Below are 11,450 nucleotides of genomic sequence, written 5' to 3'. Positions count from 1 at the left end.
GTGGGGGCGTCGGTGGGGGATTCGGCTAGGGGTTCGAATTCGGTGATGTTGTCGATGTCGGCGGCGCCCATGGAGATGTTGGTGACTCTTTCCAGGATGATTTCGACGACGACCGGGACGCGGTGTTCGGCGGCGAGGTCCTTGGCGCGGGCAAAGGCGGCGGGGATGTCGCGGGGGTCGTCAACGCGGATTGCCTTGCAGCCCAGGCCCTCCGCGACGCGGACGTGGTCCACGCCGTAGCCCTTGGCCTGGCCGATGGAGTCGTCGGCGTTGATGTTGTCGAAGCCCAGTTGGACGAAATAGTCCATGTCGAAGGCGCGTTGGGCCTGGCGGATCAGGCCCAGGTACGAATTGTTCACCAGGACATGGATGTATGGGAGGTTGAACTGGGCGCCGACGGCGAGTTCCTCGATCATGAACTGGAAGTCGTAGTCGCCGGACAGGGCGACGACGGTGCGCGAGGGATCCGCGGCCACGACCCCGAGGGTGGCGGGAACGGTCCAGCCGAGGGGACCGGCTTGGCCGCAATTGATCCAGTTGCGCGCCTGGTAGACGTGCAGCATCTGCGCGCCCGCGATCTGCGACAGCCCGATCGTGGACACATAGCGGGTATCGCGCCCGAACGCGCGGTTCATCTCCTCGTACACCCGTTGCGGTTTCACCGGGATGTTGTCGAAGTGCGTCTTGCGGTGCAGGGTTCGCTTGCGTTCGGTGCATTCGTCCACCCAGCCGGAGTAATCGGGCAGGGTTCCGGCCTGTGCACGCTCGCGCGCCACCTCGAGCATCCGCTCCAGCGCGGCCTCGGCGTCCGAGGCGAAGCCGAAATCGGGGGCGAACACCCGGCCGATCTGTGTCGGCTCGATGTCGATGTGCACGAACGTGCGTCCCTTGCAGTAGGTTTCGAGACCACCGGTGTGGCGGTTGGCCCACCGGTTGCCGATGCCCATGACGAAGTCGCTGGCCAGCAGGGTGGCGTTGCCGTAGCGGGTGGAAGTCTGCAATCCGGCCATGCCCGCGGCCAATTCGTGGTCGTCGGGCAGGATGCCCCAGCCCATCAGGGTCGGCACCACCGGAACATGCAGCAGTTCGGCCAGTTCGACCAGCAGATCCTCGGCCCCGGCGTTGATGATGCCGCCGCCCGCCACGAGCAGCGGACGCTGCGCGGCGGTGAGCATGTCGATCGCCTTGGCGGCCTGCGCGCGGGTGGCTCGAGGCTTGTAGACCGGCAGCGGCGCATAGGTTTCGGGATCGAAGTCGATCTCGGCGAGCTGCACGTCGATCGGCAGGTCGATCAGCACCGGGCCCGGGCGACCCGAACGCATCAGGTGGAAGGCCTGCTGGAAGGTTCCGGGCACCTGGGCCGGTTCCAGCACGGTCACAGCCATTTTCGTGACAGGGGCCGCGATGGACGCGATGTCGACCGCCTGGAAGTCCTCCTTGTGCAGCCGGGCGCGGGGCGCCTGGCCGGTGATGCACAGGATCGGGATCGAGTCCGCGATGGCCGAATACAGGCCGGTGATCATATCGGTGCCGGCCGGCCCGGAGGTGCCGATGCACACGCCGATATTGCCGTGCGCTGCGCGGGTGTAGCCCTCGGCCATGTGTGAGGCGCCCTCGACGTGCCGGGCGAGCACATGCTTGATGCCGCCGTGGGCGCGCAGCGCCGAATAGAAGGGGTTGATCGCGGCGCCCGGCAGGCCGAATGCCTGTGTGGCGCCCTCCAGTTCGAGAATCTTGACGGCCGCGTCGACCGTACGCATGCGTGGCATGGCGGTACTCCAATTATCTTGTGTGTGTGAGTGTCTCGATGCGGTAGCCGTGGGGCCGGGGAGCCGTCATCCCCGCCTGCTCGCCATCCGGTCGAGACCGGGTTCGGTTGTGGCCTCGGGGGCCGGTTATTCGGGCGCCGGGATGCCGCGATAGGCGCGCCAGTCGCCGATGTCGGAGATATCGGTCAGCTCCGCGGAGCCCCGAAGGTTCGCGCGCAGCACCGTGGCCAGGCATGCCGTGCCGTCCTCGAGTTCGATCAGGCCGAGCTCAAGTTCGGGGGGTTCGTTGGGAATCAGGCTGTCACGCAACACTTCCATCGGTACGTCGTATACCTCGCCGGCGACCTGACGGCCCTGCGAGCCGGTGGCGATCATGGCGGGAAAGCGGTCGCCGACCGAGTAGTAGCGGTACTTGGCGGCGCTGCGGGCCGCGCGCAGCAGCGGTGCGCCGGCGAGCTGGGCATTGAGCCGTCCGCCGCGCATACCGTCCCCGTTGAGGAACATCAGGACCATCGGATCTCCTTGTCGATCACTACTTCTCGTCGGGTCACTCGGCGGTCGTGGCGAATCGGCGCTCGAGGCCTTCGCGCCCGGCCGGTGTGATCCGGCCGAACAGTCGCAGGCGGGCGATGCCGCCGTCGGGAAGTACGTTGAGCCGCACCTGATGTACCGGTCGATCGCCGGACAGCCGGAACCGGTGGCGGGCATCGGGCTGCAACGACGTCGGTTCGAGCAGCGTGACCTGTTCACCGGCGGCGGTGAATCCGTCCAGCGAGACCCGCGCGGGGGAATTGCCCTTGTAGTGCGTGGTGTCCAGCTCCAGCACCGACGGAACGGCCTCGGACGCCAACGCGACCGTGGCCCAGTCGTTTCCGCTGTCACGCCGCCGACGGGTCTCCCAGCCGTCGGCCATGAACCGCGAAACACCCGGCTGGAGCATGTTGTTGGGCGGGGAGAAGAATCCGTCACTGCACGCCACCGCGTGCCCGCCGTTGCCGAGCGCCGCGAGATCGAACGGGATGTCGTCGATCCACTGCGGATCCGGAACCGCGGTGCCGTGCACCCGGACCCGGGCGATACCGCCGTCGGGATGCATGTTCACCCGCACATGGGTGATGCGGCGCTCGCTGCTCACCTCGAACAGATTGCGGGTGTCGCCCTCGACGGGAGAGACCGGCACCAGCGTGTGCCAGTCGGCGGTCAGCAGCTGGTCGACGGACGGCTGCCCGGGCACGCTCGCGCCCTCGACCGATACGTGCGGTGGGTAGTTGCCGATGAAATACGCTGTGTCCACGACGATTCCGGCCGGTATCCCCGCAATCCCCAGCCGGATCAGCGCCCAATCCGGTCCCGGACTGCCGTCGCGCCGGCGACGCGTCTCCCAGCCGTCATACACCTGCCCCTTGTTGTTGAACGTGTGCGTGCGGTACACCGGCGCCTCGTCCTTGATGAGATTCTCACGCTCGGCGAAGAATTCGTCATTGGCCGCGACCACGCTGCCGCCGACCTGCCGGGAGGCCAGATCGGGAAGTTGGAACCAATCTCCTCCGCCTCTCCGCGACTTCAGCGCATGGTTGGGGGGCGTTGACTGTCGTGCATGCGTGTCGGCGGTTGACGGCCGATCCGATTTCGGGGGTGCCCCGCAGCTTGCCGTTGTCCCGACAGTGGGGGTTTCTCTGGCATCGGCTGTGCCGCCGCTTCGGTCCGGCATGCGCGACGCGTCCTGTGCCGATGATTCGCTCATTATTTGCCCTTTCATCGAGCGTGGTATGTGGAAATTCGACGCGAGAGATGTGACGACCACGGCGATGGGGTCGTGCCCGGGTGGCGCCCCGCCGGGCGGGCGGAAGTCGGAAACCCTATTGACGGCGGCGGGTTTCCGGCTTCCGCTCGCCCGGCGGAGAGCCGGCTCGTGGCCCCGGACCTGGACGGGGACGAGCCCGGAGCTACGACTCTCGGCCGCTGTCCGACTCGCCGAGCTGTTCGCGCGCGATCAGCTCCCCCTGGCGTTCCAGCAGCGCCGCGGCCTCGTCCTGGCAGCGCTGCAGATCCGGCTCCAATGCGGTCAGCGGATAGGCGGCGGCGAATCCGGCCGCGCGCAAACGTGTTTCGTCGAGCAACAGCCGACCCGACACGGCGACCGTGCGCACCCCGGCTTTCGCGGCGCGAGCCGCCACGCCCGCGGGCGCCTTGCCGTGCAGGGTCTGCTCGTCCAGCGAACCCTCCCCGGTCACCATGAGATCCGCGCCCGCGACGACCCGATCGAAACCGACCAGATCCAGCAGCACATCGATACCGCCGGACCGGCGCGCGCCCAGCACGGCGATCGCCGCGAATCCGATGCCCCCGGCCGCACCGGCGCCCGGCCGCTCGGCGGCATCGAATCCGGTGCGCTGAGCCACCAGACGTGACCAGTGCGCCAGTCCTGCCTCGAGCGCGGCCACTTCGCCCGCACCGGCGCCCTTCTGCGGACCGAAAATCGCTGCTGCGCCGTGGCTTCCGAGCAGGAGATTGTCCACGTCGCTGGCCAGCACCAGATCCACCTCGCGAATGCGCGGGTCGAGCCGATGCAGGTCCAGATAGGCGACGTCGGTAAGGCCGCCGCCTCCGGGCCCAACCGGCTGCCCGTCCGTGTCCAGCAGCACTGCGCCCAGCCCGGCCAGCATCCCCGCCCCGCCGTCGGTGCACGCGCTGCCGCCGACACCGAGAACGATGGTGCGGCAACCGGTATCGAGCGCAGCCCGCAGTAGCTGCCCGACTCCGCGACTGGTGGCTGTGAGCGGGGCGAGCACGTCGCCCGGCAACCGGTACAGCCCGCATGCCGCGGCCGCCTCGACCACCGCGACAGTGTCGTTGTGTGCGAACGCCGCTCGTACCGGCTCCCCGGTGGGGCCATCGACATCGACCGTGGCGCTGTCGAATCCGGCCGCGATGGCCGCGTCCACCGTCCCCTCCCCGCCGTCGGCCACAGGGACCCAGCGGATGTCGGCGTCGGGGCGCACGCGCCGGATCCCGGCGGCGAGTGCCTCGGCGACCTCCGCGGCGGTAGCCGAGCCCTTGAATTTGTCCGGGGCCAAGATGATTCGCGGCTCGGCATGTCCGGCCCGCTCGCTGCGCGTGCTCATGCCCGCACCTCGCGCACGAGCGAACGGCTCGGCTGTGTCATTGTTCGCCGCGCCCGTTGAGGTTCTCGATGACCTTCAGCAGCGCCGAGTGGTCGAGCGAGCCGTAGCCCTGTGCGCGGCCCGCGGCGATCAGTGAGGCAGTCAGCGCCGCGGTCGGCAGCGCTACGTCGGCCTGCCGGGCGGCGTCGGTGATGATGCCCATATCCTTGTGGTGCAGGTCGATTCGGAAGCCGGGGGCGAATTCGCGGGCCACCATCGACTTGCGCTTGCGCTCGAGAATGGTGCTGCCGGCCAGGCCACCGGCCAGCACGTCCAGCCCCTTGCCCGCGTCCACGCCGAGGGCCTCCATCAGCACGATCGCCTCGGCGACCAGCGCGTAGGTGCCGCCGACGACAAGCTGGTTGGCGGCCTTGACCACCTGACCGGCGCCGTGCGGGCCGACGTGAATGAAGATTTTTCCGACTGCCTCGAAAATCGGTGTGGCGGCAGTGAAGTCGGTCTCGTCGCCACCGACCATGATGGACAGCACGCCCTCCTCCGCGCCGCCCTGACCGCCCGACACCGGGGCGTCCAGCACCCGGATCCCGGCCTTGGCGCCCGCCTCGGCGATAGCGACCGAACTCTCCGGCCGGATGGTGGAGAAGTCGATCAGCAGGGCGCCCTTGGGTGCGTGCGCGAAGATGCCGTCCTCGCCGAAGGCCACCTCCTCGACCTGAGGATGGTTGGGCAGCATGGTGATGACGATCTCGGCATCCTTCACCGCCGCTTCGACGCTGGCCGCGGACTTGCCGCCATCGGCCTCGAGCCGGGCGTACGCATTGCTGTTCAGGGTGTGGCCGAGGACCTCGTGCCCGGCCTTGGCCAGGTGAGATGCCATGGGGGAGCCCATGATCCCGAGGCCGATGAATGCGATCCTGCTCATTGCGGTAACTCTCCTGTATCTGTGCCGCGCGAGCGGGGCTTACGCACGCGCGGCGGATGGTTCAGTATGGTCAGCGAGTGGGCAGCCAGGCGAGGCTGTCCGCGCTCGCGCCGGTGGGGGCGTATTCCGCGGCGACGTAGCCGCGATATCCGGCCGCGCCGATCTTGTCGATACAGCCGAAGATATCGAGTTCGCCGGTGCCCGGCTCGTGACGACCGGGCGCGTCGGCGAATTGCACGTGCGCGATCCGATCGGCGTGGGCCTCGAGGACCTTGTCCAGGTCGTCACCGTTGACGGTGAGGTGGTAGATGTCCGCGAGCAGGCCGATATTGGTCACGCCCTGGGCCTCGCGGACCCGATCCAGCACTCCCACGACATCATCCGCCGTCTTCAGCGGATATGCGGGCATACCGCTGACCGGTTCGAGCAGGACGGTGCCGCCGATCTCGGCGACCGAGCGGGCGGCCAGGGCCAGGTTGCGGACCGCCGCCTCGTCCTGGGCGCCGGGCTCCAGGCCCTCGATCCGGTTGCCGTACAGGGCGTTGAACGCCGCGCAGCCCAGGCGGCGGCCGATCCGGACGACCACCGCGACATTGTCGGCGAACTCCTGTTCGCGGCCCGGCCAGGAGACCACGCCGCGGTCGCCGCCGGGCATGTCGCCGGCGAAGAAGTTCAGGCCGATCAGTCGCACGCCGGCATGTTCGATGGCCTCTGCGAAGGCGTCGACCTCGGCGTCGGTGGGTGTGGCGGTGGGCCAGGGCCACCAGAACTCGACCGCGTCGAATCCTGCCGCCTTGGCGGCCGCGGGGCGATCGAGCAGGGGGAGTTCGGTGAACAGGATGGACAGGTTCACCGCGTAGGGAAGGGGTTGTGTCATGCCGTCTCTATCTTCCGGTGTGTAACTTCCATATTGTGGAATGTTTCTTCCGTAATATGACGGTAACTCCAAGGACGTGTGGCGGTCAACACTTCTCGCGAATCTGGACGAACCTGGTCGACGTGCTTTCGTGGACCCATTGACAGCGTGCTGTGATCACTCCTACATTCGTTAGAGTGGAATTTAGATTCCACATCGTAGAAGTTGATTGGCGTAGTGCCGACTACGCGGTTTCCAGCCGCTCGCCCGGCAGGACAATGGGAAAGCGGAGGTATCCAGAGTGACGCAAACGCTCACGATCGCGCAGCTCGACGCGCTGCCGGCGAACCGGTGGCGCGAGCTGCTGGCCGGGGTGGTCGGCGTCGCGGAGTGGATCGATAGCGTCGATGCCGCCCGCCCCTACACCGATCGGGCCGCGTTGCTGGATCTGGCCGAGCGCGAGGTGCTGGCGCTGTCGCCCGATCGAGTGCGAGCGGCGCTGGCCGATCATCCGCGCATCGGCGGGTCGACAGCACCCGGTTCCCAGGCCGCGCGTGAGCAGTCCGGGGTCGACGCCGCCGACGCCGTGCTGGCCGACGCGCTGCGCGAGGGGAACCTCGCCTACGAACGGAAGTTCGGCCTGATCTACCTGGTCTGCGCCTCCGGCCGTACCGGGCGCGAGATGCTGGCCGATCTCACCGCGCGCCTGGACAACGATCCGGACGCTGAAATCCTGGTCACCCGACGAGAACTCGCCGCGATCGCGCGAAAGCGGCTCGAACGGATGGTTACCCGATGACTCGAAGCGGTATCACGACCCATGTGCTGGACACGGCCGAAGGCCATCCGGCACAGGGTATTCCGGTCCGTCTGGAGGCTCGCACGCCGGACGGCTGGCAGGAGCTGGGCGCCGGGCGGACCGACGCGGACGGACGCTGCACCGATCTGGGCCCCGAACACGTCGCAGCGGGCGATTACCGGCTGACCTTCGACACGAACGCCTACTACGGCGAGCGTGACCACTTCTTCCCCGAGGTGACCGTGAGTTTCACCGTCGCCGATCCGCGGCAGCATCACCACGTGCCGCTGCTGCTGTCCCCGTTCGCCATTTCCACCTATCGAGGGAGCTGACTTCCATGGCCATCCAGCTCGGGCCCAACCAGTACGGCAAGGCCGAGAACCGTCTCGTGCGGGTCTACCGCGACACCGATCGCCACCACATCCGCGACCTGAACGTCTCCTCGTCGCTGCGCGGGCGATTCGCCGACGCGCACATCGCCGGTGATCAGCGCGACGTGCTGCCCACCGACACGCAGAAGAACACCGTGTTCGCCTTCGCCAAGGAGAAGGGCGTCGAGGCGATCGAGGACTTCGCGCTCACCCTCGGCGACCACTTCATCGCCCGCTGCCCCGGGGCCGACGGCGCCCGCGTCGAGATCGAGGAATACGCCTGGGACCGCATCTCGGTCGACGGCCTGCCGCACGATCACTCCTTCGTGCGCAGCGGCGGGGGCGTGCGGACCACGGTGGTCAACATCGACGGCGTCGGACCGGACCGCCGCGCGCACGTGGTGTCCGGCATCAAGGATCTGGTGCTGCTCAAGACGACCGGCTCGGAGTTCCACGGCTTCTTCAAGGACAAGTACACCACGCTGGAGGAGACCGACGACCGAGTCATGGCCACCTCGTTGGTGGCTCGCTGGCGGTACAACCCCACGGGTCCGGCGAACAGCGGAACGGTCAACTGGGACAAGATGTTCGACTCGATCCGTGCGATTCTGTTGCGGCAGTTCGCCGTTGTGCACTCGTACGCGCTGCAGCAGACGCTCTACAGCATGGGTCGCGCGGTACTCGAACAGCACCGCGATATCGCCGAGATCCGGTTCTCCGCGCCGAACAAGCACCACTTCCTCTACGACCTCGATCGCTTCGGGCTGGAGAATCCGGGCGAGGTGTTCATCGCGGCGGACCGTCCGTACGGGCTGATCGAGGCCACGGTCGAGCGTGACGACGCCCCCGAGGCAGGGGCGGCCTGGCACGGAATTCCTGGATTCTGCTAGCACCCCGGTCGGCGGTCGGGAATCGCGCTTCGGCCGCTGACCGGCGACCCGCGCACACCGCCGGGGGCGGCCACGATTCCGGGCGGACTTCCGAATGGCGGAATTCGCTGCCAAGATGGTGGAAACGCACCCGATCCAGGAGGTAGACCGCCGTGACCGACACGCAGACGCGGGGTGGCGGCGTGCAATCCGTCGACCGGGCCTTCGAACTGCTGGAGTTGGTGGCCGACGCGGGTGGCGAGGCGACGCTGTCCCAGCTCGCCGAGTCCTCCGGCTTGCCGCAGCCGACCATCCACCGGCTGCTGCGCACGCTCATCGCCGGTGGATACATCCGCCAGCAGCCGTCACGGCGATACTCCCTGGGCCCCAGGCTGATTCGCCTCGGCGAGACGGCCGGAAAGGTGCTCGGCTCCTCGGCCCGCCCGCACCTGACCCGGCTGCGGGACCTGACGGGCGAGACTTCGAATATGGCTGTGCTGGACGGAGATCAGGTCGTCTACGTCGCCCAGGTGCCCTCCCCGCACGCCATGCGCATGTTCACCGAGGTCGGCCAGCGCGTGGACCTCCATTGCACGGCAGTGGGAAAGGCCGTCCTGGCCACCCTGCCCTCCACCGAATCCGACCGCATCCTGGCGCGAATCACCATGAGCCCCCGCACCATCCACACCATCACCGACCCCGCCGTAATCCGCGAGGAAATCGACCAGATCCGCACCAAGGGCTACGCGGTAGACGACGGCGAACAAGAAATCGGCGTCCGCTGCTTCGCCGTAGCCATCCCCAACGCCCCCACCCGAGCCGCCATCTCCATCTCCGGCCCCCAGGCCCGAGTCTCAGGTCTGGACATGGACACCATCATCCCCCTGCTGAAGGAAACCGCCGCCAGCCTGGGGCGTGACCTGTCCGCCGCGAACTGATCAGAAAAGGCTGAGGTCGATGGTGAGTGAGCAGGGTGCATCGGTTGTGTATTTTGCGGTGGTCTCGCCATCGTCGACGTAACCGAGTTCTTCGGTGAGCCGATAGGGGAGCAGGCTTACCGGCGAGGTCAGGTCAACGATCCAGTAGTTCGGGATTCCTGCATCGGCGTACTCATAACGTTTGATCGTCCGATCGCGGCGACGCGTTCCCGGCGAGACGAACTCGACGACCAGGACGGCGCCGGAGGCGCGGAGAATTCCGCCCTCCGATCTGCGCCGATCGAACTCGGTTCTGGTTACCACAACGATGTCCGGTCGACGGATTGTCGCCGGTTCGTCAGGACCGTCGAGTTGTAGATCCAAATCGACATCCGCGGGGATCGAGATGAGTTCCGAGGGCAGTTGTGCTCGCAATTGAAAATGTAGCTCGCTGAACGCCAGATTGTGCTCTGGCGTCGGTGATGGCGACATGACGAGGATCCCCTCCTGCAACTCCCAGTGCGTGAGGTCGTCTTCAGGAAGCGCTATGTAGTCTGCGACCGTCAGCAGGTGAGTCTCTGGGGCCTCGTCCGGCCGCTCATCCGGAAGTGCAGTCACTTCAGCTCCTTCTCGACGACACGATGTTCACGCAGGGGCTTGCCCGCCACACGTCGGCGTCCCCCCGCGTTTCAGTCTGCCACGTTGTCCGGTGACCGAGTGGCAGCAAGTCCTCGAAGCTTCAACGAGGGCCGCCATTTGAGGTGTGTCGGCGGCGACCGAATCGTCAGTATTCGAGTTCGGACCAGGGGATGTTGATCGGGAACGGGAAATCGAAGACGATTCCGTCCGACGGGAGTTCGCCCGGGTCGACACCGCCTTCGAGCTCATCGGGCCCTGGAGGGGCGGACCGCCATTGGTCCACGAGAACGTAATCCGCAGATCGTAATGGCGTTACCCTGAGTGGCAGCCGACCGTGACCGGTTTCCAGCGCGTACGCGCTGACGACGGCTGTGCGTTGCGGTCCACGGCCGAGTGCCACTTCCCAGTACCAGGGGATACCAGCGTTTGCGTACCGGGCTTTCTTGGCCTCTATATGTCGCCGAGTGTTCGACGGTGACATTACTTCGCCGACCAAGTGGACATCCGCGGCGAGAATGTCCTGGAATCGCTCTTTCAAGCAGTTGTAGATCAAGAAGTCGGGTGTCAGGTAATCGTCCTTGGTGGTGGGGCCGAGGAAGATATCCGTGTTGGTTCCGACTCGCCAGCAATTTTCCGGTCCGGTCTGAGTATCCGCCCGTGCGCAGCGCCGGAGGGCGGTCCATAGCTGGTTCGAGCAGTCCTGATACTCGGCCGGTCCGCGTCTGGCCCACACGACGCGCCCCTCCCACAGTTCGATCTCCCCGGCGATCTCGTCCGGCAAAAGGCCAAGCTCTTCCCAGGTCATGGTGGATGGCAGGTTGAGTGGCATAGTCAAATCGGCTCCTGTTGATGACTGGATGTACCTACGGGGCTTGTCTGCTGGATAGCGATTTTCCCCCGGGCGATTCAGTCATACCAGGCGATCCGGTGATCGCGTTGGCTGATTTCTGCCTATAGCGTTAGAAAATGGACCATATTCCAAAATGTATTAACGCGAGTATTGAAATTGGAATGGTTATCCGGAGATGTCTGCGCTCGGCGGGAGAATCTCGCCCGACCCACGAGCGAGCAGGCGAGTGGGGATCACACGGCGGCGGGGTGGGGATTGGTCGCCGTCGAGGCGGGCGAAGAGGAGTTCGGCGGCGGTGCGGCCGATCAGGGCGGACTCTGCCTCTTATCCTTT

At 66.7% G+C, this 11,450-nt stretch carries 13 protein-coding genes; 5 read left to right on the top strand and 8 right to left on the bottom strand.

Going from position 1 to position 11,450, the window contains the following annotated elements; translation table 11 throughout:
- The 6 genes from gcl to JZ791_RS41705 form a co-directional block, all read right to left on the bottom strand.
- The coding region (gene gcl / locus JZ791_RS41730; RefSeq protein ID WP_216903122.1) for a glyoxylate carboligase at positions 1–1,769 on the bottom strand (1,769 nt) is incomplete at its 3' end.
- 126 nt (positions 1,770–1,895) lie between these two features.
- Positions 1,896–2,282 (bottom strand): allophanate hydrolase-related protein, encoded by a 387-nt coding sequence (locus tag JZ791_RS41725; RefSeq protein WP_216903120.1) that lies wholly within the window; start codon positions 2,280–2,282, stop codon positions 1,896–1,898.
- Positions 2,283–2,316: 34 nt separating this feature from the next.
- Positions 2,317–3,336, bottom strand: coding sequence for an allantoicase (gene alc, locus JZ791_RS41720; RefSeq protein WP_254207272.1), 1,020 nt, complete (start codon positions 3,334–3,336; stop codon positions 2,317–2,319).
- A 379-nt stretch (positions 3,337–3,715) separates the two neighbouring features.
- Positions 3,716–4,894: a glycerate kinase gene (locus JZ791_RS41715; RefSeq protein ID WP_216903119.1), complete on the bottom strand. Its 1,179-nt coding sequence runs from the start codon at positions 4,892–4,894 to the stop codon at positions 3,716–3,718.
- 37 nt (positions 4,895–4,931) lie between these two features.
- A complete protein-coding gene (locus JZ791_RS41710; RefSeq protein ID WP_216903118.1) occupies positions 4,932–5,816 on the bottom strand; it encodes a 2-hydroxy-3-oxopropionate reductase in 885 nt (294 codons plus the stop codon).
- A 70-nt stretch (positions 5,817–5,886) separates the two neighbouring features.
- Entirely contained in the window at positions 5,887–6,693 is an 807-nt protein-coding gene (locus tag JZ791_RS41705; RefSeq protein ID WP_216903117.1) for a hydroxypyruvate isomerase family protein, read from the bottom strand.
- Positions 6,694–6,973: 280 nt separating this feature from the next.
- On the opposite strand from JZ791_RS41705, the gene uraD reads away from it, so the two are divergent.
- The 4 genes from uraD to JZ791_RS41685 all read left to right on the top strand — a co-directional run bounded on the left by uraD (position 6,974) and on the right by JZ791_RS41685 (position 9,649).
- Positions 6,974–7,471 carry a 2-oxo-4-hydroxy-4-carboxy-5-ureidoimidazoline decarboxylase gene (gene uraD, locus JZ791_RS41700; protein WP_216903116.1) on the top strand — a complete coding sequence of 166 codons (498 nt, stop codon included), beginning with the start codon at positions 6,974–6,976 and terminating at the stop codon, positions 7,469–7,471.
- On the top strand, positions 7,468–7,803 hold the full coding sequence (gene uraH / locus JZ791_RS41695) for a hydroxyisourate hydrolase (RefSeq protein WP_216903115.1): 336 nt from the start codon (positions 7,468–7,470) through the stop codon (positions 7,801–7,803). The genes uraD and uraH overlap by 4 nt, the downstream gene beginning before the upstream one ends.
- Positions 7,804–7,808: 5 nt before the next feature.
- Positions 7,809–8,732 carry a factor-independent urate hydroxylase gene (gene pucL / locus JZ791_RS41690; protein ID WP_216903114.1) on the top strand — a complete coding sequence of 308 codons (924 nt, stop codon included), beginning with the start codon at positions 7,809–7,811 and terminating at the stop codon, positions 8,730–8,732.
- Between the two features lie 152 nt (positions 8,733–8,884).
- Positions 8,885–9,649: an IclR family transcriptional regulator gene (locus tag JZ791_RS41685; protein ID WP_216903112.1), complete on the top strand. Its 765-nt coding sequence runs from the start codon at positions 8,885–8,887 to the stop codon at positions 9,647–9,649.
- Here JZ791_RS41685 and JZ791_RS41680 read toward each other — a convergent pair whose 3' ends face one another.
- Positions 9,650–10,246: a Uma2 family endonuclease gene (locus JZ791_RS41680; protein WP_308163449.1), complete on the bottom strand. Its 597-nt coding sequence runs from the start codon at positions 10,244–10,246 to the stop codon at positions 9,650–9,652.
- 166 nt (positions 10,247–10,412) lie between these two features.
- Entirely contained in the window at positions 10,413–11,096 is a 684-nt protein-coding gene (locus tag JZ791_RS41675) for a Uma2 family endonuclease (protein WP_254207268.1), read from the bottom strand.
- A gap of 171 nt (positions 11,097–11,267) precedes the next feature.
- Between JZ791_RS41675 and JZ791_RS47290 the strand changes: the two genes are divergently transcribed.
- Positions 11,268–11,450: hypothetical protein (locus JZ791_RS47290; RefSeq protein WP_254207267.1), on the top strand; the 183-nt coding region annotated here is incomplete at its 3' end.

Origin of the sequence: Nocardia alni (genome assembly GCF_019038435.1) — a bacterium.
GTDB classification, from domain to species: domain Bacteria; phylum Actinomycetota; class Actinomycetes; order Mycobacteriales; family Mycobacteriaceae; genus Nocardia; species Nocardia alni.
This window is presented reverse-complemented; position numbering and strand designations above follow the sequence as displayed.